The organism is Micromonospora sp. NPDC003816 (genome assembly GCF_042874705.1).
Taxonomy (GTDB): Bacteria; Actinomycetota; Actinomycetes; order Mycobacteriales; family Micromonosporaceae; genus Micromonospora.
On record NZ_JBIANP010000003.1, the window covers coordinates 281,355 to 306,987 of the forward strand.

General features: G+C 72.2%; 25 protein-coding genes. 16 read left to right on the plus strand and 9 right to left on the minus strand.

Annotated elements, in window-relative coordinates:
- Positions 1-3: 3 nt before the first annotated feature.
- The 4 genes from lepB to ACFYTT_RS12245 all read left to right on the plus strand — a co-directional run bounded on the left by lepB (position 4) and on the right by ACFYTT_RS12245 (position 2,315).
- Positions 4-639: a signal peptidase I gene (gene lepB, locus ACFYTT_RS12230; protein WP_131052215.1), complete on the plus strand. Its 636-nt coding sequence runs from the start codon at positions 4-6 to the stop codon at positions 637-639.
- Positions 640-700: 61 nt separating this feature from the next.
- A complete protein-coding gene (locus ACFYTT_RS12235; RefSeq protein ID WP_176092969.1) occupies positions 701-1,189 on the plus strand; it encodes an NUDIX hydrolase in 489 nt (162 codons plus the stop codon).
- Positions 1,183-1,995 carry a ribonuclease HII gene (locus tag ACFYTT_RS12240; protein WP_131052213.1) on the plus strand — a complete coding sequence of 271 codons (813 nt, stop codon included), beginning with the start codon at positions 1,183-1,185 and terminating at the stop codon, positions 1,993-1,995. Before ACFYTT_RS12235 ends, ACFYTT_RS12240 begins: the two co-directional genes overlap by 7 nt.
- The gene (locus ACFYTT_RS12245) at positions 1,992-2,315 is read left to right on the plus strand and encodes a DUF2469 domain-containing protein (protein ID WP_007075222.1); all 324 of its coding nucleotides are present in this window, start codon (positions 1,992-1,994) and stop codon (positions 2,313-2,315) included. Before ACFYTT_RS12240 ends, ACFYTT_RS12245 begins: the two co-directional genes overlap by 4 nt.
- Here ACFYTT_RS12245 and ACFYTT_RS12250 read toward each other — a convergent pair.
- Positions 2,251-2,859: a hypothetical protein gene (locus ACFYTT_RS12250; RefSeq protein WP_387258925.1), complete on the minus strand. Its 609-nt coding sequence runs from the start codon at positions 2,857-2,859 to the stop codon at positions 2,251-2,253. The genes ACFYTT_RS12245 and ACFYTT_RS12250 overlap by 65 nt on opposite strands.
- A gap of 556 nt (positions 2,860-3,415) precedes the next feature.
- Between ACFYTT_RS12250 and ACFYTT_RS12255 the strand changes: the two genes are divergently transcribed.
- Entirely contained in the window at positions 3,416-4,138 is a 723-nt protein-coding gene (locus tag ACFYTT_RS12255) for a murein hydrolase activator EnvC family protein (protein ID WP_387258927.1), read from the plus strand.
- Here ACFYTT_RS12255 and ACFYTT_RS12260 read toward each other — a convergent pair.
- From ACFYTT_RS12260 to ACFYTT_RS12280, 5 genes are all read right to left on the minus strand, one after another.
- Positions 4,026-5,207, minus strand: a complete 1,182-nt coding sequence (locus tag ACFYTT_RS12260) for an aminotransferase class V-fold PLP-dependent enzyme (RefSeq protein WP_357213108.1) — start codon at positions 5,205-5,207, stop codon at positions 4,026-4,028. The two genes, ACFYTT_RS12255 and ACFYTT_RS12260, sit on opposite strands and share 113 nt — an antisense overlap.
- A gap of 44 nt (positions 5,208-5,251) precedes the next feature.
- Positions 5,252-6,418, minus strand: coding sequence for a tyrosine recombinase XerC (locus tag ACFYTT_RS12265; protein WP_387259728.1), 1,167 nt, complete (start codon positions 6,416-6,418; stop codon positions 5,252-5,254).
- A gap of 74 nt (positions 6,419-6,492) precedes the next feature.
- Entirely contained in the window at positions 6,493-7,674 is a 1,182-nt protein-coding gene (gene dprA, locus ACFYTT_RS12270; protein WP_357213114.1) for a DNA-processing protein DprA, read from the minus strand.
- Positions 7,671-9,188: a YifB family Mg chelatase-like AAA ATPase gene (locus tag ACFYTT_RS12275; RefSeq protein WP_387258929.1), complete on the minus strand. Its 1,518-nt coding sequence runs from the start codon at positions 9,186-9,188 to the stop codon at positions 7,671-7,673. Before ACFYTT_RS12275 ends, dprA begins: the two co-directional genes overlap by 4 nt.
- A gap of 199 nt (positions 9,189-9,387) precedes the next feature.
- Positions 9,388-9,747 (minus strand): YraN family protein, encoded by a 360-nt coding sequence (locus tag ACFYTT_RS12280; RefSeq protein ID WP_131057206.1) that lies wholly within the window; start codon positions 9,745-9,747, stop codon positions 9,388-9,390.
- Between the two features lie 228 nt (positions 9,748-9,975).
- Between ACFYTT_RS12280 and ACFYTT_RS12285 the strand changes: the two genes are divergently transcribed.
- From ACFYTT_RS12285 to ACFYTT_RS12320, 8 genes are all read left to right on the plus strand, one after another.
- Positions 9,976-11,007 carry a hypothetical protein gene (locus ACFYTT_RS12285; protein WP_387258931.1) on the plus strand — a complete coding sequence of 344 codons (1,032 nt, stop codon included), beginning with the start codon at positions 9,976-9,978 and terminating at the stop codon, positions 11,005-11,007.
- 337 nt (positions 11,008-11,344) lie between these two features.
- Entirely contained in the window at positions 11,345-12,259 is a 915-nt protein-coding gene (gene rpsB / locus ACFYTT_RS12290) for a 30S ribosomal protein S2 (RefSeq protein ID WP_176092976.1), read from the plus strand.
- Between the two features lie 136 nt (positions 12,260-12,395).
- Complete coding sequence (gene tsf, locus ACFYTT_RS12295) at positions 12,396-13,223, plus strand: translation elongation factor Ts (protein WP_176092977.1); 828 nt, start codon at positions 12,396-12,398, stop codon at positions 13,221-13,223.
- A 150-nt stretch (positions 13,224-13,373) separates the two neighbouring features.
- Positions 13,374-14,141: a UMP kinase gene (pyrH, locus tag ACFYTT_RS12300; RefSeq protein WP_387258933.1), complete on the plus strand. Its 768-nt coding sequence runs from the start codon at positions 13,374-13,376 to the stop codon at positions 14,139-14,141.
- A gap of 84 nt (positions 14,142-14,225) precedes the next feature.
- A complete protein-coding gene (gene frr, locus ACFYTT_RS12305; RefSeq protein WP_131057263.1) occupies positions 14,226-14,783 on the plus strand; it encodes a ribosome recycling factor in 558 nt (185 codons plus the stop codon).
- A gap of 295 nt (positions 14,784-15,078) precedes the next feature.
- Positions 15,079-16,470, plus strand: coding sequence for a phosphatidate cytidylyltransferase (locus tag ACFYTT_RS12310; RefSeq protein ID WP_387258934.1), 1,392 nt, complete (start codon positions 15,079-15,081; stop codon positions 16,468-16,470).
- 104 nt (positions 16,471-16,574) lie between these two features.
- Positions 16,575-17,726: a 23S rRNA (adenine(2503)-C(2))-methyltransferase RlmN gene (gene rlmN / locus ACFYTT_RS12315; RefSeq protein ID WP_131057527.1), complete on the plus strand. Its 1,152-nt coding sequence runs from the start codon at positions 16,575-16,577 to the stop codon at positions 17,724-17,726.
- A 31-nt stretch (positions 17,727-17,757) separates the two neighbouring features.
- Positions 17,758-19,095, plus strand: a complete 1,338-nt coding sequence (locus ACFYTT_RS12320) for a DivIVA domain-containing protein (protein WP_387258935.1) — start codon at positions 17,758-17,760, stop codon at positions 19,093-19,095.
- A 93-nt stretch (positions 19,096-19,188) separates the two neighbouring features.
- Here the strand turns inward: ACFYTT_RS12320 and ACFYTT_RS12325 are convergent, their stop codons facing one another.
- The gene (locus ACFYTT_RS12325; RefSeq protein WP_131052788.1) at positions 19,189-19,410 is read right to left on the minus strand and encodes a DUF2631 domain-containing protein; all 222 of its coding nucleotides are present in this window, start codon (positions 19,408-19,410) and stop codon (positions 19,189-19,191) included.
- A 227-nt stretch (positions 19,411-19,637) separates the two neighbouring features.
- Here ACFYTT_RS12325 and ACFYTT_RS12330 point away from each other — a divergent pair, with 227 nt between their 5' ends.
- Both ACFYTT_RS12330 and ACFYTT_RS12335 read left to right on the plus strand, forming a co-directional pair.
- Complete coding sequence (locus ACFYTT_RS12330; RefSeq protein ID WP_387258937.1) at positions 19,638-21,215, plus strand: Rieske 2Fe-2S domain-containing protein; 1,578 nt, start codon at positions 19,638-19,640, stop codon at positions 21,213-21,215.
- Positions 21,216-21,367: 152 nt separating this feature from the next.
- Positions 21,368-22,315: a pyridoxamine 5'-phosphate oxidase family protein gene (locus ACFYTT_RS12335; RefSeq protein WP_387258939.1), complete on the plus strand. Its 948-nt coding sequence runs from the start codon at positions 21,368-21,370 to the stop codon at positions 22,313-22,315.
- Between the two features lie 110 nt (positions 22,316-22,425).
- Here the strand turns inward: ACFYTT_RS12335 and ACFYTT_RS12340 are convergent, their stop codons facing one another.
- On the minus strand, positions 22,426-24,021 hold the full coding sequence (locus ACFYTT_RS12340; protein WP_131052785.1) for an NAD(P)/FAD-dependent oxidoreductase: 1,596 nt from the start codon (positions 24,019-24,021) through the stop codon (positions 22,426-22,428).
- Positions 24,022-24,064: 43 nt separating this feature from the next.
- Positions 24,065-24,931: a YhjD/YihY/BrkB family envelope integrity protein gene (locus ACFYTT_RS12345; RefSeq protein ID WP_387258941.1), complete on the minus strand. Its 867-nt coding sequence runs from the start codon at positions 24,929-24,931 to the stop codon at positions 24,065-24,067.
- Between the two features lie 94 nt (positions 24,932-25,025).
- Between ACFYTT_RS12345 and ACFYTT_RS12350 the strand changes: the two genes are divergently transcribed.
- Positions 25,026-25,580 carry a GNAT family N-acetyltransferase gene (locus ACFYTT_RS12350; RefSeq protein ID WP_387258943.1) on the plus strand — a complete coding sequence of 185 codons (555 nt, stop codon included), beginning with the start codon at positions 25,026-25,028 and terminating at the stop codon, positions 25,578-25,580.
- Positions 25,581-25,633: the final 53 nt, after the last annotated feature.

A 25,633-nucleotide genomic window follows, 5' to 3' on the forward strand; every position in this document is an offset into this window, starting at 1 on the left:
TCCGTGATTGACGAGCAGACCGACAAGTCGCGCCATTCGTTCTGGAAGGAACTGCCCATCCTTCTGGGGGTGGCGATCGTGGTCGCGGTACTGGTGCGTGCCTTCGTACTGCAGACCTTCTTCATCCCCTCGCCGTCGATGGAGAACACTCTCAAGATCGACGATCGGGTGCTGGTCAACAAGCTGGTGTACAACTTCCGGTCACCGCACCGGGGCGAGGTCATCGTCTTCAAGGCGCCGGTCGAGTGGAGTGGCAACCCGGCGGGGGAGGACTTCATCAAGCGCGTGATCGGCGTCGGCGGCGACCGGATCGTCTGCTGCGACGACCAGGACCGGCTGACGATCAACGGCACGCCGCTGGACGAGCCGTACATCTTCTCCTTCGACGGACGGCGCGACAAGCCGGCGGACCAGGAGTTCGACGTGCAGGTGCCGCCGGGCCGGCTCTGGGTGATGGGCGACCACCGGTCCGCCTCCGGCGACTCGCTGGAGCACTACCAGCAGTCCGGGCAGAACATCGACACGGCCACCATCCCCGAGCAGGACGTGGTGGGTCGGGCCTTCACGATCTTCTGGCCGGTCGATCGGGCCACCCTGCTGACCGTGCCCGAGCAGTTCGAGTCGATCCCGCAACCCTGACCCCGGGTGCCCGGCAACGGGTGGCGTGGGAGTTGTCGGCGGGGTCTGGCAGGCTATTGCCGTGACGGTCTATACCCCGAGGCGCGCTGCCCGCGTGCTCCTGGTCGACGCGGAGGGCAGGTTGCTGCTCTTCCGTGGCGTCGATCCGGCCCGACCGGAGCACGGACGCTGGTGGTTCACCGCCGGCGGTGGGCTCGACCCCGGGGAGACGTACGCCGAGGGTGCCGCCCGTGAGCTGGCCGAGGAGACCGGATTGCGGCTGTCCGTGGCCGAGATCGGCGAGCCGGTGCACGCTGATCTGATCGAGTTCCCCTTCGACGGGGTGTGGTATCGGCAGGAGCAGCAGTTCTTCCTCGTGCGGGTGGCGGCGCACGAGGTCGACTCCGCGGGCTTCAACGAGATCGAGCGGGGCAGCGTGGACGGCCACCGGTGGTGGTCGGCGGCGGAGCTGGCCGACACCGACGAGCGGTACTACCCGCAGGACCTGCCGCAGCTGCTGGCCCGGGTGCTCGCCCCCGGCTCGCCCCGGACCTCGGGTGCGCCATGCTGACCCCGCCCCGCACCGTGGTGCGCCGCGACGCCGGTCTCTACGCGCTGGAACGTGCCCTGCAACGACGGGGCTTCCGGCACGTCGCCGGTGCCGACGAGGCCGGTCGGGGAGCCTGCGCCGGGCCGCTGGTGGCCGCCGCCGCGATCCTGCCCGAGGGGCGACGCGGCGAGATCGACGGACTGGCCGACTCCAAGCTGCTTACCGCGGCCAGTCGGGAGCGGGTGTACGACGAGGTCGTCGCGCGTGCCCTGGCGTACGCGGTGGTGGTCGTCCCGGCCGAGGAGGTCGACGCCCGGGGGCTCCACGTGTGCAACCTGGCCGCCATGCGTCGGGCGCTGGCCTCGCTGACGGTACGCCCGGAGTACGTGCTGACCGACGGGTTCGGCGTGGACGGGCTGGGCGTGCCCGGGCTGGCCGTGTGGAAGGGCGACCGGGTGGCCGCCTGCGTGGCGGCGGCGAGCGTGCTCGCCAAGGTCACCCGGGACCGGATCATGGTGGAGCTGGACGCGGTGCATCCCGGCTACGGATTCGCCGAGCACAAGGGGTACGTCACCGCGGAGCACAGCGCGGCGTTGCGCGACCGTGGGCCGTGCCTCCAGCACCGGTTCTCGTATGTCAACGTGGCCGCCGTCTCGGGGCGGGACGGTCGGCCGCCGCGCTCCCGGCGACCGATGGGTGCAAGCCCGGACGAGCCGATGGAGCGCTCAGCCGCCGTAGGGGGTACCGTCGGCGTGGCGTTGGGCGAGCAGCCTCGGCCTCCGGCGTCGGTGGGGGAAGATGTGGTCATGGAAGGCGGAGTGCGATGAGCGCGGAAGATCTCGAGAAGTACGAGACCGAGATGGAGCTCCAGCTCTACCGGGAGTACCGCGACATCGTCCGTCAGTTCTCCTACGTGGTGGAGACCGAGCGCCGGTTCTACCTGGCGAACCAGGTCGACCTGCACGTGCGTAACTCCGACGGCGAGGTCTACTTCGAGGTCGAGATGCACGACGCGTGGGTGTGGGACATGTATCGTCCGGCCCGGTTCGTGAAGAACGTCCGCGTCATGACGTTCAAGGACGTCAACGTCGAGGAACTGGAGAAGCCGGACATCTCCCTCCCCGCCGACTCCGGCTTCGGCGGCTGATCCGTCCGTCGCCGCCCGGACGGGCATCGCCGGTGGCCCCCACCGCCGCGATCCGTCCACCGTGTCCGGTCAGCGGTCGACGTCCCCGGTCGGCCGCCCGGTGAACTCGAACATCGTCACCCCGCTCGGCAGCGGTCGGGGAGTTGGACCGGACGTCCGACTCGGTGATGTTGCCGAATACGCCGCAGGCCAGCACCAGGTCGGCCGGGACCATCCCCGCGTACGCGTCGGTGCGTGCCGCGTCACCCCGCACCACCTCGACCCCGGACAGCCCGGCCCGCGCCACCGCCGCCCGCGCCACCTCGACGTTGCGCGGATCGAGTTCCACCAACCGGGCCGTCACGTCGGCGCCGCGCGGGTGCGCCGCCAGCACCGGGATCACGTCGCGTCCCTGACCGGCGCAGAGACTGACCGCCCGAAGGCGTCCGGGCCGTGCCTCGTCCAGCGCCGCGCCGACGCGGGTACGCACCTCCGCCACCCGCCGGGACAGCGGTGAGGCCGGGTCGGCGTACTGGTCGTGCCAGGCGTACCAATCACGCGTCACCAGGTCGAGCCTAGGTCGTCTGTCGGCGCCTGGGGCCCCGCCGCAGGCCGGGCCATAGCAGATCAGCTTCTCCGGCGCGGCCTGTCCACAAGAGGCTGCGCTGTCCACAGGCGACGGGTGTGGGGCGGCGGGTAGCGGTCCATCCGGTCAGGATCGCGGCATGTCCCTCCGGTCGTTGATCAGATTTGTTCCTCCCGCTTCGACGCGGCCTGTGTCTGCGCGGCCTGTGTCTGCGCGGCCTGTGTCTGCGCGGCCTGTGTCCGACTGGGCCGGCTCGATGGTGTCTGTTTCGGGCGGGGGCGGATCGGCTCGGGATGGCGAGGTTGTGCCATTTCTTGCCGTCCGCGCGCCATCGACCGTCACTGTGTGTCTTCTCGCCTGCCGGAGTCTCGTCGTACGGCCCGCCGGTGCGACTCGTCCGCGCTCGGCGGCCCGCAGCGGTGGCAGGCGGACGGTCCCGGCCGTTCTGCTCGCCGGGTGCGTCGCGCTGCTGCCGCTCCTGGCGTCGCCGGCGGTCGCGGCCAGGCCGCGCGGCTCTGCGGTGCGGGCGGCGCAGGTGGCTGCCCTGCCTCCCGTCGCGCCGCTTCCGGCTGAGCTGCTCTCGGCTGCGCTGCTCTCGGCTGCGCTGCTTCCGGCTGCGCTGCTTCCGGCTGCGCCGCTCACGGTCGCACCGGTGCCGGTCGCACCGCTTCCTGCTGCTCCGGAACGGCCGGCGGAGGCCGCACGGTTCAGGTGGCCGGTCGACGGTCGGCCGCATCCGGTGCGTCGCTTCGATCCGCCGCCCCGACCGTGGCTGCCCGGCCATCGCGGGGTCGACCTGCTCGCCCCGGCCGGTGCGACGATCCGGGCCGCCGGCACCGGCACGGTCCTGTTCGCCGGCATGGTCGCCGGCCGTCCGGTCATCTCGGTGGTGCACCCGGACGGCCTGCGCACCACCTACGAGCCGGTCTCGCCGGACGTCACGGTCGGCACGTCGGTGGCGGCGGGAACCGCGCTGGGCACCCTGCTGCCGGCGCACGCGGGCTGCCCGGAGGCGGCGTGCCTGCACTGGGGCCTGCGTCGGGGGGACGACTACCTCGATCCGCTGGCCCTGCTCGGTCTCGGGCGATCCCGCCTGCTGCCGCTCGATCCGGAACCACCCGCCGCGACCTCGCGGCCCGATGCGGTCAGCGTTGGGCGAGCAGGGTGGGCAGCCGGACGGCGAGCCGCTCGTACTCGTCCGGCGAGTTGTACACCTGCCCGCAGAGCCGCAACAATCCCCGTCCGCCGAAGGTCATGACCGCTACCTGGGTGGCGAGCCGCTCGGCGATCCGGGCCTGCAACGCCCGCGCCGCGTCGAGGTTCGTGGCGAGGCCCGCCGGCAACGGGACGATCCGCATGGCGACGGTCGGTCCGCCGGGGTCGAGCAGTCCGGCGGGCGGCACCGCGAGCGCGTCCCCGACCACCCGTTGCCCGTACGCGGCCAGTGCGGCGTTGTGCGCGCGTACCCGGTCCACACCGAGGCTGCGCAGTGCGTACAGCCCGGCGGGTGCACTGAGCCACGCGGTGTAGTCCGCCGTCCCCTGCCACTCCAACCGGCCCGGGAAGCCGGACTCCTGCTCCCAGGAGACCACCAGCGGCTCGATCCGGTCCCGCCAGGCCGGTGACACCACGAGCACCGCGGTGCCGCGCGGCGCGTACCCCCACTTGTGCAGGTTGCCGACCCAGAAGTCGGCGCCGATGCCCTGCACCGACGCGGCCAGCATGCCCGGCGCGTGCGCGGCGTCGACCAGCACGGGTACGCCCTGCTCCCGGGCGAGCCCGACGATCGCGGCGACCGGGAACAGTCGGGCCGTGGCCGAGGTGACCTGGTCCACCACCAGCAGCCGGGTACGCCCCGGACGCAGCCCGGACCGGACGACCTGCAGGATCTCCTCGTCGGTGGCGGTCAACGGCACCCGCAACACGCGGTGGGTCATCCCGGTCCGGCGGCACTCCCGCTGCACCGACAGCGTGACCGCGCCGTAGCCGTGGTCGGTGGTGACCACCTCGTCGCCCTCGCGCAGCCCGAGCGACTGGAGCACCACCGCCACACCGGTGGTGGCGTTCGGGATCAGGGCGGTGCCGTCCGGGTCCGCGCCGAGGAAGGTGGCCAGGTGGCGGCGGGTGTGGGCGATCCGGTCGGTCAGCCCCTGCACGAAGAAGCGCAGCGGGTCCGACTCCATCTCGTCGCGCAACCGCTGCTGGGCCCGCTGCGCGACGATCGGCACCGCCCCGAACGAACCGTGGTTGAGGTGACTGGTCGCCGGATCGAGGGAGAAGAGCAGACGGGCGCCCGCGATCGGCTCGGGCGGCGGCGGGACGCTCACCCGATGATCGTAACCGCTGATCGGCGTCGCCCGGCCTGCTCCGCTCAGGCGCGGGGATGTGCCTGCCGGTACGCGGCGCGCAGCCGCTCCACCGAGACATGGGTGTAGACCTGGGTGCTGGCCAGCGACGAGTGTCCCAGCAACTCCTGCACCGCTCGCAGGTCCGCACCACCTTCCAGCAGGTGGGTGGCGGCGGAGTGGCGCAGCGCGTGCGGGCTCGTCCGGGGCAGGTCGGCGGCCTCGGCGTACCCGGCGACGATCCGGCGGGCGGTCGTCGGGTTCAGCCGACCGCCGCGGGCGCCGAGCAGGAGCGCGTCGCGGGATCCCGGGACCGCCAGCACGGTCCGTCCGCGCCGCAGCCAGTCGTCGAGGGCCCGCTGGGCGGGCAGCCCGTACGGCACGGTCCGTTCCCGCCCACCCTTGCCGTGGACCCGGATCACGCGTCGGCCGTGGTCGACGTCGGCCACGTCGAGCCCGCACGCCTCGCTGACCCGTACCCCTGTGCCGTAGAGCAGTTCGAGCAGCACCCGGTCCCGCAGCCGTACCGCCTCGGCGTCCCGGTCCGGTTCGCCCGGACCATCGAGTGCGCTGTCTCCCCGGCCCGTCCGGTCGGTGCCGGCGGCCACCGGCACGATGCCTGTGCCCGGCGGGCTCTCTGTGTTCGGCGCGGCGGCGGTGTCCGGGGCGGCGGCGGTGTCCGGGGCGGTGCCCGTGTTGGCGGCGGCGCCTGCGTTCGGGGCGGTGCCGGTGGCGGTGCCTGTGTTGGACGCGGTGCCTGTGTCGGCGGCGGTGCTGGTGTTCGGCGTGGTGACGCGGGTCGGGGCCTCCACGAGTTGGGCGGCCTGGTCGGCGCGGAGCACCGTGGGCAGGGTCCGTCGTGGGCGAGGACTGGCCAGGGTGGCGGCCACGTCGGTGGGCAACAGCCCCTCCCGGTGTGCCCAGGCACTGAAGGTCCGCGCCGCTGCCGCACGCCGGGCCATCGAGGTGCGGGCCGCGCCCGTCGTGCGTTGCCGGGCAAGCCAGCTGCGTACCGTGTCGAGGGTCAACTCGGCGACCTGGGTGCAGCCCATCCGTCGGGCGTGCTCCATCAGGGACACCAGATCCGCGACGTAGGCCCTGACCGTGTGCGTCGACCGGTTGCGGACCGAGGCGAGGTGGCGGGCGAAGTCGTCCACCGCGTCGCGCAACGGCCCCGGCAGCGCCGCGTGCACCGCCCGGGTGCCGCGGACGTCCCGGCCCTGTCCACCCGTACCCCGCACGGCTGCCAGCCTACGGCGGGCTGGCGTCACCCGCGACCAGCTGGGTCAGCCAGGGCGAACCCGTCCCTGCGCCGCACCACGAGGGACAGTTCCTCCAGCATCGGCAGGGTGCGCAGCACCGTGCGGACGGCCAGGCCGGCCCTCGCGGCGAGGTCGTCCACCCCGACGGTGCCGCGTCGGGGCAGCGATTCCAGGATCGACCTCGCGTCCTCGTCGAGCAGGTCGGCGGGGCGTTCCGGACCGCGCGGCACCGGCGCCAGCTCACCGATCGGACCCACCTCCTCCAACACCTGCGCCAATCCGGTCACCAGCCGTGCCGCCGGTTGTTCCCGCAGGATCTCGTGCGCGCCGACCGACATCGCGGAGGTGACCGGACCGGGCACCACCATCGCGGGCCTGTTCAGGGCGAGCGCGCGTCGGGTGGTCTGGGTCGCACCGCTGCGCGCCGCCGCCTCCACCAGAACGGTGCCTCTGGTGGCCGCCGCGATGACCCGGTTACGGATGAGGAAGCGAGGACGCAAGGGCTCGGCGCCCGGTGGCCACTCGCTGACCAGCAGGCCGGTCTCGGCGATCCGGTCGAACAACGCGGTGTTGCCCAGCGGGTACGGCCGGTCCACCCCGCACGCGAGCACCGCGACGGTCGACCCACCGGCGTTCAGGGCACCACGGTGCGCGGCGGCGTCGATGCCGAACGCACCGCCGGAGACGACCGTCCACTCCCGGTCGGCCAACCCGTAGGCGATGTCCGTGGCGACGTGCAGGCCGTACGGCGTGGCCGCCCGCGCCCCCACCACCGCCACCGACCGGTCCAGCGTCTCGTCCAACCGCCACGCGCCGCGTACCCAGAAGCAGAGCGGCGGCGCCGTCTCGATGTCGACCCGACGTTGCTTGCCGGGCAGTTCCAGTCGGAGGTGCCGCAACTGCTCGACGGTCATCGGCCACTCGTCGTCGTCGGGCGTGACGAGGCGGGCACCGAGCCGGTCGGTGCGGCGCAGTGCCTCGGCGGCGACCGCCCGGGGATCACCGACCCGGGTCCGCGCGGCCACACCGTCGCGCAGGTCCTCCTGCGGTGCCCCGCCGTCCAGCAGCAACTCCAGTGCGGCAACCGGCCCGATCTCGTCGACCAGCCCGTACACCGAACGGGTGCCCGGCTCGGCCAGCCAGGTCAGCGCCACCCGTGCCAGCCGCGACTCCTCGTGCGTGCTCACGTACCCTCTCCCGTCCTCAGTGTGATGGCCTCGGCGATGTCCTTCTTGTCCGGCTGGGCCCGCCCGTCCAGGTCGGCGATCGTCCAGGCGAGCCGGATGACCCGGTCGAAGCCGCGAGCGGACAGCGACCCGGAGTCCAGACGGGTCCGCAGGTCGGCGGTGACCGGGTCGGGCAGCCGCCACGGTGCCCGGCGCAGGTTCGGCCCGGGTATCTCGGAGTTGAGCCGGCACCCCAGCGCCGTCCACCGTTCGGCCGCTGCCTGCCGTGCGGCGTCGACCCGCGCGGCCACCACCGCCGAGGACTCGTGCGCGGCGGGTTCCATCAGCTCGGCCGCCCGCATCGGTGGCAGGCGGACCTGGAGGTCGATCCGGTCGAGCAGCGGACCGGAGAGCCGGGCGAGGTAGCGGCGACGAGCAGCGGGGGCGCACTCGCACCGGTCGTCGCCCGCCGGGTTCGCACACGGGCACGGATTGGCGGCCAGCACCAGTTGGGCCCGGGCCGGGTACTCGGCACCGCCCCGACTGCGGGTCAGCAGCACCCGACCGTGCTCCAACGGCTGGCGCAGCGCCTCCAACGCCGGCTTGCTGAACTCCGGCGCCTCGTCGAGGAAGAGCACCCCACGGTGCGCGAGGGAGATCGCACCCGGCCGGGCGAGTCCCGCGCCGCCCCCGACGATGGAGGGCACGGTGGCGGTGTGATGCGGGGCCTGGAACGGCGGCCGACGGATCAGTCGGCCGCCGGCCGGCAACAGACCCGCGACCGAGTGCAGCGCGGTCACCTCCAGCGCGGCACCGTCGTCCAGCGTCGGCAGGATCGACGGCAGGCGTTCGGCCAGCATGGTCTTGCCGGCGCCGGGTGGCCCGATCAACGCCAGGTGGTGTCCACCGGCGGCGGCGACCTCCAAAGCCCGCCGGCCGAGCCCCTGCCCGGCGACGTCGGCGAGGTCCGGGCCGGTGATCACCTCCGGTGCGTCGTCGACCGGCGGCTCGATCAGTGGTCGGCCGTCGCGGACGAAGCAGACCAGCCGGTGCAGGCTGTCCACGCCCCGCACCCGCAGGCCGGGCACCACGGCCGCCTCGGCCGCGTTGCCCGCCGGCACGATCACCCGGTCGACGCCGGCCCGGGCCGCCGCGGCCACCATCGGCAGGACGCCCCGGACCGGGCGCACCGCGCCGTCGAGACCCAGCTCGCCGAGGATCGCCACGCCGTCCAGCGGCAGCAGCGGCAGTTCGCCCGAACCGCCGAGCAGTGCCACCGCGATCGCCAGGTCGAACGCCGAACCGAACTTGGGCAGCGTGGCCGGCAGCAGGTTGAGGGTGATCCGTCGGTTCGGCCACCGCTGGCCGGAGTTCACCACCGCCGCGCGGACCCGGTCGCGTGCCTCGTGCAGCGCCGTGTCGGGCAGACCGGAGATGACCACTCCGGGCAGGCCCGGTGCGAGGTCCGCCTCCACCTCCACCAGGTGCCCCTCCACTCCGACCAGGCCGACGCAGAGCACCCGGGCGTAGCTCATCGCCGACCCACCGCGCACTCGCGTGGCACCACGAACCCGCCCGGTGGGCGTACCTGACCGGGGGTCGGTCGCGGTACCGCACGGCCGGTCGGACGCACCTGGGGGCCGGTCGGGTGAACCCCACCACCGGTCGGCGACGACGTCGCACCACGTCTGCCGTGGCGGGAGGACGTCGCACCGCGTCTGCCGTCGCGGGGCATCAGAAGGCGCCCTTGAGGTGTTCGACGCGGGCCCGGCCGGCTGCGGGCAGCAGGACCGAGAGGACGTCGAAGCGGATCTCGTCGGCGGTGGTGCCGGTGCTCGCGAGCCAGGCGGCGGCGAGCCGGCGCAGGCGGCGTGCCTTGCGCGCCACCACCGCCTCGGCGGGCGTGCCGAAGCGAGTGGTGCGACGCGTCTTCACCTCGCAGAAGGCGAGCACCGGCCCGTCCCAGGCGATGATGTCGATCTCTCCGGAGGGGCAGCGCCAGTTCCGCTCCACGGGGCGTAGGCCCGTCTCGATCAGGTGGCGGACGGCGCACCGCTCCCCGTAGCCGCCGACCGCCTGGTTCCGCTTGGTCATGCCGGCACCCTGCGCCCGTACGCCGTGCCGAGGCGACCCCGTCGAGGCGACCTGTGGACAACCGCGAGGGCTGTGGACGACCAGACGATCATGCCTTTCGTGTGCTAGGCGTGCGCTAATCCACGAATCCGGCCGTTACTCTGCGTACCTGGTCGAATTGGCGCATGGCCTGTGGCCAGGCGCGGGATCGGAATGGCGTACGTCCGGCCGGTCGCATACGGTGCCGACGTGGACGGACGACGCAGCTTTTCCGATGACCAGGAGTCGCCCTGGTATCCGGGTGAACGGGACCGTGGCTACGGTGAACCGGACTGGCGCAGTACCTCGGAGGCGCGGTACCGCGACGACGACCCCCTGGCCGTTCCCGAGCAGCGGGTGGACGACGACGACCGGTACGGCACACCGCGACGCTTCGGCACCCCGGATCCGCTCGGTGACGCCCCGGCAGAGACGGAGCGCTACCGGGCGTCGCGCTTCCGGCGACCGGACGCTTCCGGCGACCCGGAGATCTCCGGTGAACTGCCGTCCGACCGTCCCGGTCGCCGGGCCGCCCGGGAGGCGACGCCGACCTCCGGCGGAGCGTTGCCGGTGACCGACCCGATCCGGCCGGCCCCGCTGGGCGGGTACCCGATCGTCGAGGCCAAGCGGTCGGTGGAGACGGCGAACCCGTTGGAGATGCCGACCGGGGCGATGCCGCCCGTGGCACCCCGGACGGACCTGGCGGGCGCCGAGCATCCCTATCCGGCAAGCGACACCGAGCACCCGGCGGCCGGCGTGGGCGCACACCAGGCCGGCACGAGTGCTGTACACCAGGCCGGCGCCGTGGGTGCCGGCGTGCAGGTCGGCGCTGCGGGTACCGGCTTCCCGGCCGGCGGGACGGGGTCCGCGTACCCGGTCGACGCGGCCACTGCCGGCTACCAGGCGCTGGCGACGCAGCCGGGGGTTCCGGCCGGTGACGGTGTCTACCGGTCGCGTCGTCCGGTGCTCGCGGTGCTGTTCGCCGTGCTGGTCGCGATCTTCGAGGTGCCCGCGCTGCTGGTGCTGCTGCACGGCGTCACCGCGGATCCGGTCTCCGCCGCCGACGTGCTGACCGGCACATTCCTGATGATCGGCCTGCCGATCTTCGCCGCCGGCCTGTACGGGCTGCGGACCAGCGGCTTCTCGCTGACCGACGGGGCACGAGGCTGGCTTCGCCCGCCCACCGCGTACCTGACCGTCGGCCTGGCACTCTTCCTCACCGCCGCGCTGGCTGCCGGCTGAACCACCGGCGGCGGCGTCTGCCCGGGGGGTGCGGCGGCGTCTTCCGGGGGGTGCGGCGGCGTCTTCCGGTGCGTTAGGAGGGGGCCCTTCCTATACCGGAGGCGTTAGTAGGGGGCCCTTCCTTACACCCGGGCGTGGCGGGGTGGGGAGGGCGCGTACACTGGGCGACTGGCGACCGCCTCGCGCGGTCGACCTCGCGTGCCCTCTCCACGAATCGTCGTGGGGCGACGGCCTCCCTGGTCCCGATCCTTCGGGCCCGTCATGGCCGGCGACCGGGCGCCAGGACGCCCGACCGCCGGTCGGGCGAGACAACCAGGGACCGCAAGGAGTACAAACCATGGCCGTCGTGACCATGCGTCAGCTGCTGGAGAGCGGTGTTCACTTCGGGCACCAGACCCGGCGCTGGAACCCGAAGATGAAGCGCTTTATCTTCACCGAGCGTAACGGCATCTACATCATCGACCTCCGTCAGACTCTCGACTACATCGAGAAGGCGTACGAGTTCGTGCGCAACACGGTGGCCGAGGGTGGCAGCATCCTCTTCGTCGGCACCAAGAAGCAGGCCCAGGAGGCGATCGCCGAGCAGGCGACGCGGGTCGGTCAGCCGTACGTCAACCACCGCTGGCTCGGTGGCATGCTGACCAACTTCCAGACGGTGTACAAGCGGCTGCAGCGGATGAAGGAGCTGGAGGCCCTCGGTGACCTCAGCGGCACCGCCGCCGGTTACACCAAGAAGGAGACCCTGCAGCTCTCCCGCGAGAAGATCAAGCTGACCCGCACCCTGGGTGGTCTGCGGGACATGCAGAAGCTCCCGGCCGCGGTCTGGGTGGTCGACACCAAGAAGGAGCACATCGCCGTCGACGAGGCCCGCAAGCTGGGCATCCCGGTGATCGCCGTGCTCGACACCAACTGCGACCCGGACGAGGTCGACTTCCCGATCCCGGGCAACGACGACGCGATCCGCTCGGCCGAGCTGCTGACCAGGGTCGTCGCCGCGGCCGTCGCCGACGGTCTGATCACCCGCTCCGGCCGTCGCCGGGGTGGCGACGAGAAGCCGGAGGCCGGCGTGGCCACCGACGAGCCGCTGGCCGAGTGGGAGCGCGAGCTGCTCGAGGAGCCGAAGAAGGCCGACGACGCGCAGCCGGCGACCGAGCCGCAGCAGGCCGCCGAGGCTCAGCCGGCCGCCGAGCCGGAGCAGGCCACCGAGGCGCAGCAGCCCGCCGAGCAGCCGGCCGCCGTCGCCGGTCAGTGACCGCACCGCCGTCCGGCCACCGTCCGTCCCTGACGACGGTGGCCGGCGGCGGGCAGACCGGGCACGAACCTCTCGGAACCGGGTAATCGTCACCTCAGTCCATTTCACCCGCAGTCCCAACACCGAAGAGAGAGCCATGTCCCAGATCACCGCGGCGGACGTCAAGAAGCTCCGCGACCTGACCGGCGCCGGCATGATGGACAGCAAGAAGGCCCTGACCGAGGCCGAGGGCGACTTCGACAAGGCCGTCGAGATCCTGCGCGTCAAGGGCGCCAAGGACGTCGGCAAGCGGGCCGGGCGGACGGCCGCGAACGGCCTCGTCGCCCACTCCGGCCGGGCCCTGCTGGAGCTGAACTGCGAGACCGACTTCGTCGCCAAGAACGACGCCTTCATCGCGCTCGCCCAGCAGTTGGTCGAGCACGGTGAGCGCTCCGGCGCGAGCAACGCCGAGGAACTGCTGGCCAGCGAGCTCGACGGCCGTCCGGTCGCCGACCTGGTCCAGGAGCAGTCCGCCAAGATCGGCGAGAAGCTGGTGCTGAACCGCTTCGCCAAGCTGGACGGCACGGTCGCGGTCTACCTGCACCGCAAGGCCCAGGACCTGCCCCCGGCGGTGGGCGTGCTGGTGCAGTACGCCGGCAAGGCCGACGAGGCCGGCGACGCCGACGCCCGTGGCGCGGCCATGCAGATCGCCGCGATGCGTCCGAAGTACCTCACCCGGGACGAGGTGCCGGCGGAGATCGTCGAGTCCGAGCGGCGGATCGCCGAGCAGACCGCCCGCGAGGAGAACAAGCCCGAGGCCGCTCTGCCGAAGATCGTCGAGGGCCGGGTCAACTCCTTCTTCAAGGACTTCGTGCTGCTGGAGCAGTCGTCGGTCACCGACAACAAGAAGTCGGTGAAGCAGGTGCTGGCCGAGGCCGGCATCGAGGTCACCCGCTTCGTGCGGTTCGAGGTCGGCCAGTCCTGACCTCCGGCCGGGCGTACGCGCCCGGGCTGGGCAACGACACGACGAGGAGGCCGCCGGTGTACGCGACACACACCGCGGTCTCCTCGTCCCATAAGGTCGGCAACGGCAGATGTGCGCACCCGGGCGCGGCAGTGGGGGAAGGACGGGCGGATGACGCAGGTTGTGAGTGACCCGACGCTGGCGGTGGACGACCCGTTGGCGCCGCCGCCCGGCCGGGCCCGCCGGGTGGTGCTGAAGCTCTCCGGCGAGGTGTTCGGCGGCGGCGAGATCGGTGTGGACCCGGACGTCGTCCAGGCCATCGCCCGGCAGATCGCCACCGTGGTCCGTCGCGGTGTGCAGGTCTCGGTGGTGGTCGGCGGCGGCAACTTCTTCCGGGGCGCGGAGTTGCAGAAGCGGGGCATGGACCGGGCCCGGGCCGACTACATGGGCATGCTCGGCACCGTGATGAACTGCCTCGCCCTGCAGGACTTCCTGGAGAAGGAGGGCATCGAGACCCGCGTGCAGAGCGCGATCACGATGGCCCAGGTGGCCGAGCCGTACATTCCGCTGCGGGCGATCCGGCACCTGGAGAAGGGCCGCGTGGTCATCTTCGGCGCCGGTGCGGGTATGCCGTACTTCTCCACCGACACCACGGCCGCCCAGCGCGCGCTGGAGATCCACGCGGACGTGGTGCTGATGAGCAAGAACGGTGTGGACGGCGTCTACAGCGCCGACCCCCGGATCGACCCGAGCGCCAGCAAGTTCGACTCGATCACCTTCTCCGAGGTGCTGCGCCGCAACCTGCGGGTCGCCGACGCGGCCGCCTTCAGCCTCTGCATGGAGAACGGACTACCGATGCTGGTCTTCGGCGCGCAGGGTGACGACACCATCGTCCGTGCGGTGGGCGGCGACAAGATCGGCACGCTGATCACCACCTGAGCTGACCGTCGACGGTGACCTCGGCGGTCCGTCCCGGTGACCCGACAAGCCCACGACGAGCACAAGAAGGAGGCGAGGAGAGCGGTGATCGACGACACCCTCCTCGAGGCCGAGGAGAAGATGGAGCGTGCGGTCGAGCACGCCAAGGAGGAGTTCGGTGCCATCCGCACCGGTCGCGCCACTCCGGCCATGTTCTCCAAGATCATCATCGACTACTACGGCAGCCCCACGCCGCTGACCCAGATGGCGTCCGTGGGCGTCCCCGAGCCGCGTATGGCCATCATCAAGCCGTACGACAACTCGCAGATCAACGCCATGGAGAAGGCGATCCGCGACTCGGACCTCGGGGTGAACCCGAACAACGAGGGCAACCAGCTGCGCATCCTCCTCCCGCAGATGACCGAGGAGCGCCGTCGCGACATGATCAAGGTCGCCCGGAACAAGGGCGAGGAGGCGAAGATCGCCATCCGTAACATCCGTCGCAAGGGCAAGGAAGAGCTGGACCGACTCGTCAAGGACGGCGAGGTCGGCGAGGACGACGGCCGCCGCGCGGAGAAGGAACTGGACGACGTGACCCAGCGCTACGTGGCGCACGTCGACGAGTTGGTCAAGCACAAGGAAGCCGAGTTGCTGGAGGTCTGATCCGCAGCGGCTCCCGGCTCGTACGCCCCACCTCGTCGATCATGAAGTGCCGACATCCGGCCCTCCGGCCGGTACGGCAGGCTCATGATCGACGAGGTGGACGGTGGGTACTGGTGCGTCCTGCGGAAGCTCCGGGTGCAGTAGGCTCGGCACGATTCCCGGCGACCCGGGGGTGAACGGTGGAGATCAGCCGGCCTACCGGCCGGCGAATCAGACGGAGCGCCTCGCGCGGGTAGGGGATGGTAGTGGCTGTGCGTCAAGTGGTGGATCTCGTACCGCTGTCGTCCGGTGCGTGATGTCCCACCTCGACCCCTACGGTGGCGCCGAGGCCCGCGGCTGGGACCGCCCGGATCGGCCGACCTCGTTGCCCTGGCCCGACCCGGACGTCGAACCCGGCCCGTGGTCGCGCGGCCCGCGCCCCGGCGCTGAGCTCTCCGCCGAGCCGCGTACCCGCCCGCGCCCGCCGGCCGACAACCCGTACGCCCGACCCGTCGACGACCGGGACGAACCGGCCCGGACCGGCTTCGCCTCCCGACCCGAGCCGTTCGACGACCGGGACGTCCCCGGGCGGTACGACGAATCGGCCGGTCCGCACGACGACCGGAACCGCCCGCGTGACCTCCCCGACGGTGGCCCTCGGCGACCCGAGGAGAACGGGCGTCGCGACCTGGCGCACGAGGACGCGCCGACGGCGCAGTTCGCCCCGGTGCCCTCCGACGACGGTCCGGACCACGACGACGCGCCGACGACCCTGCTCGCCCCCGTGCCCGCCGAGGACACGCCGGAACCCGACGCGGATCCGGCGCAGTCCCGACGCCACCGGGGCCGACGGCGGGCCGGTGCCGGTCGCCCGGCCACTCCGCAGACGCCGAGCCGTGCCGGCCGGAACCTGCCGGCCGCCATCGCCGTCGGGGCCAGCCTCGGCGCTGCCACCCTGCTGCCGCTGTTCCTGTACACCCCGGCGTTCCTGTTGCTGATCGCGGCGGCCTACGGCGTGGGCATCTGGGAGATGTCCCGGGCGGTACGCCGTGGCGGCGCCCGGGTCCCGTTGATCCCGATGATCGCCGGTGGCGTGCTCACCGTCACCCTGGCCTGGTTCGCCGGCCTGGACGCGCTCCTGCTCGGCCTGCTGGTCACCCTCGCGGGCACCCTGGTCTGGCGGCTCGGGGACGGTGTCGCCGGCCTCCGGCGGGACATGACCGCGGCCACCCTCATCGCGGTGTACGTGCCCTTCCTCGGCGGCTTCGCCGCGCTGCTCGCCGCCTCGCCCGGGGACGGCCCGCTGCGGGTGCTGGTCACCCTGGTCGCGGTGGTGCTCTCCGACACCGGCGGCTACGCGGCCGGCGCCAACTTCGGCAAGCACCCGATGGCGCCGACGATCAGCCCGAAGAAGTCCTGGGAGGGGCTGGTCGGCTCGATGGGCGCGGCAGCGCTGGGCAGCGCCGTGCTGCTCTGGTTGCTGTTCGACGTGGCCCCCTGGTGGGGTGCGGTGTTCGGGATGGCGATCTCGGCGGCGGCGGTCCTCGGTGACCTCGCCGAGTCCATGATCAAGCGCGATCTGGGCGTGAAGGACATGAGCAACCTGCTGCCCGGGCACGGCGGGCTGATGGACCGGCTCGACTCGGTGCTGTTCGCGGTGCCGACCGCGTACCTGCTGCTCGTCGTCTTCGTGCCGGCGGTGAACTGAGGCATGGACCACGCCGGGGTGCCCGGGTCGCGCAGGGGGTGGGAGCGTCTCTGCTCCCTCCGGACGGGTGCGTTCCTCGGCGGGCGTGCCAGACTGGACGTGCCATGACGAGTCTGCCCCTGATCCCGGTCGACCCGGACGCGCCCGGCGCGCGCCGGGCGGCGATGCCCCCGCAACACCTCGCCGACCTCGACCTGAACGGTCGCAAGGAGTTGGTGACGGAGCTGGGGGAGCCAGCCTTCCGGGCCCGCCAGATCTCCACCCACTACTTCGGCCGCCTGGTGCGGGACCCCGCGCTGATGACCGACCTGCCGGCGGCGTCCCGTGACCGGCTCGCCGACCGGCTGCTGCCCCGGCTGCTCAACCCGATACGCGAGATGGCCTGCGACGACGGGGCGACCCGCAAGGCGCTCTGGCGGCTGCACGACGGCTCGCTGGTGGAGAGCGTGCTGATGGGCTACCCGGACCGGGTCACCGTCTGCATCTCCAGCCAGGCCGGATGCGGCATGGCCTGCCCGTTCTGCGCCACCGGCCAGGCCGGGCTGACCCGCAACCTGTCCACCGCCGAGATCGTCGACCAGGCGGTGTACCTGGCCGGGGTGGCCGCCTCCGGCGCCGTCGCCGGGTCACCGCCGAGACTCTCGCACGTGGTCTTCATGGGCATGGGGGAGCCGCTGGCGAACTACAACCGGGTGATCGCGGCGATCCGTCGGTTGGTCGCGCCGGCCCCCGAGGGCCTCGGTCTGTCGCAGCGCCACATCACCGTCTCCACCGTCGGCCTGGTGCCGGCCATCAACCGGCTGGCCAGCGAAGACCTGTCGGTGACTCTTGCGTTGTCGCTGCATGCGCCCGATGATGAGCTGCGCGACGAACTCGTGCCGGTCAACCAGCGCTGGAAGGTTTCCGAGGTGCTGGCGGCGGCCTGGGCCTACGCGGCCCGGACAGGGCGTCGCGTGTCGATCGAATACGCGATGATCAAGGACGTGAACGACCAGCCGTGGCGGGCGGATCTGCTCGGGCGGCTGCTGGCCGGCAAGCTGGCCCACGTGAACCTGATTCCGCTCAACCCGACTCCGGGCAGCCGCTGGGACGCCAGCCCGAAGCCGGTCGAGCGGGAGTTCGTCCGGCGGTTGCGCGACGCCGGGGTGTCCACCACGGTGCGGGACACCCGAGGTCGCGAGATCGACGGGGCATGTGGGCAGTTGGCCGCCGCTGAGGACAGGGGCACCGGCCCGGCCGGGGAGATGTCAGCGTGACCGGGCGTGGCGAACGAGACCAGGAGACATAGTGGCGAGTCAGGGTCAGCGTTTCCGGCGTAAGGCGCTCCGCCGGGGCTACAAGGTTGACGAGGTGGACACTTTCCTGGACCGGGTCGAGGCGACTCTCGCGGGTCAGCCCGTCGGTGCCCCGGTGCTCTCGCAGGAGGTCCACGACGTCGTCTTCCGGGTCCGCTTCAACGGCTACGACGAGTGGCAGGTCGACCTGCACCTCGACCGGGTCGAGCGGCAGCTGGCCGAGTTGGAGGAGCGCGGCGGTACGGGTGGCGTCCGGGGCAGCGACTCCGGGATGGGCTCGTCGGACCGGATGGCGCCGCCGGACCGGATGGGCCCGCCCGACCGCATGGGTCCGCCGGACCGGATGGGCCCGCCGATGCGCGACGAGCGGGGCATGGCCCCGGTGCCGCCGATGCCGCCCCGGTCGATGCCCGCACAGGCCGGCCGCTACGACGAACCGACCGGTGCCTTCGCCGGCGGGTACGACTCCCCGCGCGGCGGGTACGACGGGCCGCGTGGTGGCGGTCCGATGGGCCCCGGTGGCCCGATGGGACCGCCCGGCGGACAGATGGGTCACGGCGGCCCGCCGCCGCGCGGCCTGCCCGCCGGTTCCGGCGGGTACGGTCCGCCCGAGGGGCGCGGCGGGTACGGCCCGCAGGACGGCCCGGGTGGGTACGGCTCACCTGACGGTCCCGGCGGATACGGTCCGCCGGACGGCCCAGGTGGGTACGGTCCGCCGGACGGCCCAGGTGGGTACGGTTCGCAGGACGGCCCCGGTGGGTACGGGGCACCGGACTACGGTCCGCCGGACGGTCCGGGCGGCTACGGTCCGCCAGAGGGCCGGGGCAGATACGGCCCACCGGAGGGTCGGGGCGGCTACGGTCCGCCGGACGAGCAGCGGTTCGACGGCTTCGAGGCGGGACGCCACGGTCGGGCCGACATGACCGCGGAGATCCGGATGCCGGACCGCGAGCCGCGTCGTGGCCCGCAGGGCGGCCCACCCGGCCTGCCGCAGCAGGCGATCGGCGGCCCGTCGATGGGCGTGCCCTCCCTGGGTGCCCCGCCGGCCATGACCGGCCCGCCGATGGCCGGGCCGCCCGGCAGCGACCTCTACCGGGTGGACGAGATCAGGCGCAGCTTCCAGGTGCGTCGTTTCGGCAGCGGGTACGATCCCGACCAGGTGGACCGGTTCTTCGACACCCTGCTCGGTGGGATGGCCGGCCGGAACCCGATGCCGGTCAACCCGAAGGACCTGGACACGCTCCGGTTCGGGCTGGTGCAGGGCGGCTACTTCGAGGCCGAGGTCGACTCCGCGCTGAAGAACGTGCAGGACATCCTCTTCGGCCGCTGAGACACCACGACGAGAGCCGCCCTGCCTGGCGGCACGACGAGGGCCCGCCCCCTGGGGGACGGGCCCTCGTCGTACGTCGTGTCTCCGGTCGGCTCAGGAGCGCAGGCCGTTGCGCCGCAGCACCGAGTCGCCGATCACGATGAGCAGCAGGAGCGCGGCGACCCCGATCAGCCAGAGGTCCTCGACCCTGCCCTCGTGGTTGCCGCAGAGCATGGCCAGCATCGCGAACGCGGTGAGGACCGCGCCGATCCGCCCGGCCTTGCGGTGCCCGGGCTTGTGCTGGTCTGGCGACGTTACCGGCTCGCTTCCCGCCACTGTCGGTCCTTCCTCGCGTTCGGATCTCCGGTTAGTCTGGCACGCCACCCGGGAGGGGACCTGCGGTGGGGCGGATACGGGGGGCCGGACGGGCCGCTCCTACCTCGGGACCTTCGGCCCGGCCGGGTGGGGCGGGCGACTATGGCGGCGTCGCGGGGCGCAGACCAGACTGCCTCCGGTAGCGTTCTGACGTACACCTTGATTGTCTTTTTTGAGGGGGAACTGCGGTGCGAGTGACCGGTACCGGGCACGCGAGCATGCGGATCGACACGGCTGCGGGCAGCATCCTGTGCGACCCGTGGGTGAACCCGGCCTACTTCGCCTCCTGGTTCCCGTTCCCGGACAACTCGTTGCTCGACTGGGAGACCCTCGGCGACGTTGACTACCTGTACGTCTCCCACCTGCACCGGGACCACTTCGACGCGGCGCACCTGAAGCGGTACGTGTCGAAGAAGGCCACCGTGCTGCTGCCGGAGTTCCCCACCTCGGAGATGGAGGACGAGTTCCGGGCGTTGGGCTTCACGAAGTTCCTGAAGACCCGCAACGAGGAGGTGTACGAGCTGGACGGTGGCCTGAAGATCATGATCCAGGCGCTGACCAGCCCGACCGACGGCCCGATCGGAGACTCCTCACTCTGGGTGGAGTACGACGGTGTCCGGCTGCTCAACCAGAACGACGCCCGTCCCACCGACCTGACCACCTTCGCCGAGCTGGGACACGTGCACGCACACCTGCTCCAGTTCTCCGGCGCGATCTGGTACCCGATGGTCTACGAGCTGCCGCAGTCGGCGAAGACGGCGTTCGGTAAGCAGAAGCGGGACCGGCAGTTCGACCGCACCTGGCGCTACATCGACGACCTCAAGGCCGACCACGTCTTCCCGATCGCCGGCCCGCCGTGCTTCCTCGACGACGAGCTGTGGCAGTTCAACGACATCTTCGGTGACGAGGGGAACATCTTCCCCGACCAGTCGGTCTTTCTGAGCGAGTACGCCAAGGTCGGCGGCACCAACGGCATCGTGCTGCTGCCCGGCAGCGTCGCCGAGGTGACCACCGACGGGGCGACCACCACCCACCCGGTCCCGATCGAGGAGTTCTTCGCGAACAAGGTCGCCCACCTGGAGGAGATGCGCGAGCGCAAGCGGCCGGTGATCGAGGCGGAGAAGGCGTCCTGGCGGCACCCCGAGGTGGACGTGCTCAAGGAGATGAAGCGCCGGATCGAGCCGCTGCTGGACGAGTCGATCTATCTCGCCAAGGGTGTCGGTGGTCCGGTCCGCTTCGACCTGGTGGGCTACGACGGCGAGAGCGTCGAATCCATCGTGGTCGACTTCCCCGGCAAGCAGGTCCGGCCGTACGCGGACGAGAAGGTGCGCTACCGGTTCCGCACCGAACGGGCGCTGGTGGAGCACCTGCTGCACATCGACGAGGTGGACTGGGTCAACTCGCTCTTCCTCTCCTGCCGCTTCTCGGCCGCCCGGATCGGCCAGTACAACGAGTTCGTGTACGCCTTCTTCAAGTGCCTCTCCACCGAGCGCCTCCAGTACGCCGAGGGTTGGTACGACGAGCACGAGCGGGCGGTGGACGCCGAGGACATCACCCTGGGCGACTGGGTGGTGCAGCGGCGCTGCCCGCACCTGAAGGCCGACCTGAGCCGGTTCGGCATCGTCGAGGGCGACCAGCTCACCTGCCAGCTGCACGGATGGCGTTTCGACCTGCCCAGCGGCCGTTGCCTGACCAGCGTGGGGCACAAGGTCCGCGCTCACCGGGTCGGCGAGGAGGCTCCGGAGAGCCCGCAGCCCGCAACCTGACGGATGTAAGGAAGGGCACCTTATTAACGCCTCGTGCATAGTAGGGGGCCCTTTCTAACATCTCGGGCCGGCGGCCGAGCATCTCGGGCCGGCCGCCGAGGTGCCATGGGTGGCGTAACCGTCGAATTGCGACGCTGACTACGATTCCGGGCATGCAATCGTCCCCCGGCGTCATCGTGTCCGAATCCGCGCTCGGCTCAACGATCTCCGCGTACCGCACCTGTGAGCTGGCGACGCTCGCCAAGGACGGCACACCGGTCGCCTGGCCGACGTCCGGGCTGCTCCGTCCGGACGGCACGATCATGCTCACCACCTCGTTGGGGTATCCGCAGAAGGCGTTCAACGTGCGCCGCGACGGCCGGGTGGCGCTGCTCTTCTCCGACCCCACGGCCAGCGGCCTGACCACACCCGAGCAGATCCTGGTACGCGGCACGGCGCACTGCCCCGACGAGGTGCACACCGATCCGGCCGGGGACCTGGGCGTCTTCTGGACCCGGATGTTCCAGCGTCAGCCGAACTGCCGCAAGTACCTCGACTGGCCGGCGACCATGTTCACCGACTTCTACTTCATGCGACTGCTGATCACCGTCACCCCGACCGAGGTGACCACCCGTCCGCTGCCGACCACCACCGAAGCCGGTGCGGTATCGGCTGAGAGCGGGGCGGCTGCTCCGCTGATCGGCGCGGAGGTGCTGGCGGCGTACCCCAGTGTGGTGCTGGCGGCCCGGGACGGTGCCGGCGCACCGCTGCTGGTGCGGACCACCGCGACTGCCGGGTCGTCCGGCTACCGGGTGGTGGTGCCGGACGGGGTGGACCCGGTCGAGGGCGCGGCGAGTCTGCTGGTGCACCGGCACGACGCGCAGTTGTGGAGCCTGCACAACGCCAACGTGCGCGGTGAGCTGGTCCGTAGCGCCGACGGCTGGACGCTGCGCCCGCACAGACTGGTCGAGCCGGCGGCACGGCACAAGGCCCGGATGACGGATTCGCTGCGTACGGTGCGGACCACCCGGGCCGCGACCCGGCGCTACCTGGACCGGCGAGGCTTGCCGCGTCCCGCCGTCCCGTGGGCGGCCTACCGCGCCCTGCGCCCGGCTGACTGAGCCGTGCAGGTGTGCAGGTGTGCAGGTGTTAGGAAGGGACCCCTCCTATACACGAGGCGTTAATAGGGTGCCCTTCCTTACACCGCACCCCTCGGTGTGGGCGGGGTGGCTCAGCCGCCCAGGTCGGCGAGGATGCGTTGGGCGGCGTTGTGTCCGGCGGCGCCGATCACGCTGCCCGCAGGGTGGCAGCCCGCGCTGCCTGCGTACACCCCGTCGACCCCCGTGGCGTACGGCATCCGGTCGGTGAACGAGACGGTGTTGTCGACGTGGTGGATGTGTCCGCCGGTGATGCCGAAGTGCGCCTCGATGCCGGGCGGTGGCAGGGGCACCGCGTCGGCGATCAGATCGCCGGTGCCGGGGGCGTACCGCTCGCAGATCTCCACCAGCCGGTCGACGTACCCGGGTAGGGCCGCGTCCCAGGTGGTGCCGGTCAGCTCGTACGGCACGGACTGGACGAACAGTGCCGACGAGTGGTGCCCGTCCGGGTCGGCCAGGGACGGGTCGACGGTGGTGTGCAGGTACCACTCGATGGTCGGCTCCTGCGGTAGCCGTCCGGCCTGCACGTCGGCCCACATCGCGCGCAGCGCCGCCATCGGCGACTCGCCCCCGCCGCCGGCCAGCGACGCCGATCCGGGCAGCAGGTGGATGGTGGACCCGAACGGGCTGGGCGCGTCCGGCGGCAGGCAGGAGAAGCGGGGCAGGTCGCGCAGGGCCAGGTTGAGCTTGAGCGTGGTGCCGGTGCGCCGGACCGCCGTCATCCGTTCGCCGAGTTCGGCCGGCAACGCGCCGTCGGGCAGCAGCGCCATCAGCCGGTACGGGTCGCAGGCGCCCAGCACCACCTCGGCCTCGACCTGCCGCCCGTCGGCGAGGACGACTCCGGAGGCGGCACCGCCGTCGAGGGTGATCGCGGTGACCGGGGCGCCGGTGACGATCCGGGCGCCGGAGGCACGCGCCGCGTCGGCGAAGGTACGCGACACGGTGCCCATCCCGCCCTCGGCGATCATCCAGGTGCCGTCCGAGCCGGGGAGCCGGCACATGTTGTGCACCAGGAAGTTGTGCCCGGTGCCGGGGTCGTCCGGACCGGCGTTGAGGCCGGACAGGCCGTCGGTGACCGCGTACATGCTGACCAGCAGCTCGGAACGGAAGTCGAAGCGGGCCAGGTAGTCGGCGACCGAGCCGCGTACCAGGTCGACGAAGACCTGCCGCAGTTCGGGCCGCACGTAGCGGTCGGCGGTCTCCTCGGCGGGCAGCGGTTCGGCCAGCCAGGCGGGGGCGAGGTCCGTGCGCAGGGCGGCCAGTTCGGCCTGCAACGCGTCGTCGGCGGCCACGTCGGCGGGGGAGAAGAACTCGGCGAGCTGGGCCCGGGTGGCGGCGTCGTCGGTGCCGAAGAGGAGGTACGGCGATCCGACGCCGCCCGGGGTGGGCAGGAAGTAGTGCGGGTCCCGGCGACGCACCGGGATGCGCACGTCGAGCGCGGACAGCAGTTCCGGGGGCATCAGACCGAGCAGGTACGAGCCGGTGGAGTGGCGCAGCCCGGGCACCTTGGGGAAGGGGTTCTCGGTGCGGGTGGCGCCGCCGATCACGTCGGCGGCCTCCAGCACGAGCACGTCCAGGCCGGCCCGGGACAGCAGGATGGCGGAGACCAACCCGTTGTGTCCGGATCCGACGACCACCACGTCCGTGCGCCCGGGAACCTCACCCCTCATCCCCGCACCCTAACCCGTCCGCACCTGGTCCGGGCTCAGTTGATCATGCCGGTGACGGGGCCGGTGAGCCGTCGTCGGCGCGGGCGGCGCGGCGGGTACGCCAACCGGCCAGCGCCAGCGTGGCGGAGTAGCCGGCCAGCACGATCACGTGGAAGAGATAGAGCCAGAGCAGCACCGCCACGGCGGCACCGACCTCGACCAGGCCGCCGAAGGGCACGCCCAGGTCGAGCGGGAGTGAGGCGAACAGCACGAAACCGTGCAGGAATCCGGAGAGGTTGGCGGCGGTGAACGACCCGACCGCCAACGTGGAGAGCCAGTCCGGCGACGCCGGGCCGACCACCCGGAAGACCCAGACCAGCACCGGCGTGAGCACCAGCCACACCGCCAGGAAGGAGAGCACCACGCCGAGCGCGCCGGCCCAGCCGCCCCGCCGGACCAGCTCGGTGGTGGTCGGCAGCGCCAGCAGGATCGACAGCAGCAGGGCCGGTGCCGGGGCGAGCAGCGGCAGCAGCAACAGTCGACCCCGCCAGCCGACCAGGTGCTCGTCGGTGCGGGGCGCGGCGACCGAGACGAACGCCCGGCGCAGCCCCTCGCCGTAGAGCGACGCGGGCAGCAGCGCGGCCAGCGCCAGCCACGGCGTCAGACCCACCCCGGCGTCGACCAGGGCGGCCACCGCGTGGGGCGCGCCGATGGCGTCCGGCAGGGCCTCCACGGCGTACGAGGTGAGCCGGCGCACCCGGTCGCCTCCGGCGAGCAGCGCGGTGAGCCAGATCGCCAGCAGCGCCACCGGCACCACCGCGATGCCCCCGTAGAAGGTGATCGCGGCGGCATGCAGGGACAGGTCCCGTCCGCGTACCGGGCGGAAGGCGGCCCGGGTGATTCGTCTGGTTCGTCGCCACGCACCGCCCATCCCGCTTCTCTTCCCCCTCGCGGCTGCGCCCACGCCTGGTGTCGCCGGCAGCACACCCAACGCGCGGCGGTCGGCGTCGTTACGATCGGCGGCCATGACCGTGGACGTGACCGAGCGCCTGCTGCTGCGCGAGTGGCGGGACACGCCGGACGAGCTGAGCCGGCTCTACGACCTCTACTCCCGCGAGGAGGTGATGCGTTGGCTGGGCGGGGGAGCGGGACGACTGACCGAGCCCGACCAGGCGGCCTCCCGGCTCGCCGCCTGGCGGGAGCGGTACGCCCCGTACGCCGGCCGGTACGGCCTCTGGGCGATCGAGGTCCGGGAGACCGGAGTGGTGGCGGGCAGCGTACTGCTCAAGCCGTTGCCCGGGGCCGACGGCATGACGCCGACCGACGACATCGAGGTCGGCTGGCACCTGCACCCCGACTCGTGGGGACACGGCTACGCCACCGAGGCGGCCCGGGCGGTGTTGTCCCGCGAGTTCGCCACCGGCACCGAGCGGGTGTACGCCGTGGTGATGCCGGGCAACGAGCGGTCCACGGCGGTCTGCCGCCGCCTCGGCATGACCTACCTGGGCCGACGCACCGACTGGTACGGCGGCACCGAGGTCGAGACGTTCGAGTCGACCCGCCACGAGCTATCGACGTAGGACTGTCGCCGCTGGTAGAACAGCCAATCATCACGGTGCCGGCGATCACGAGT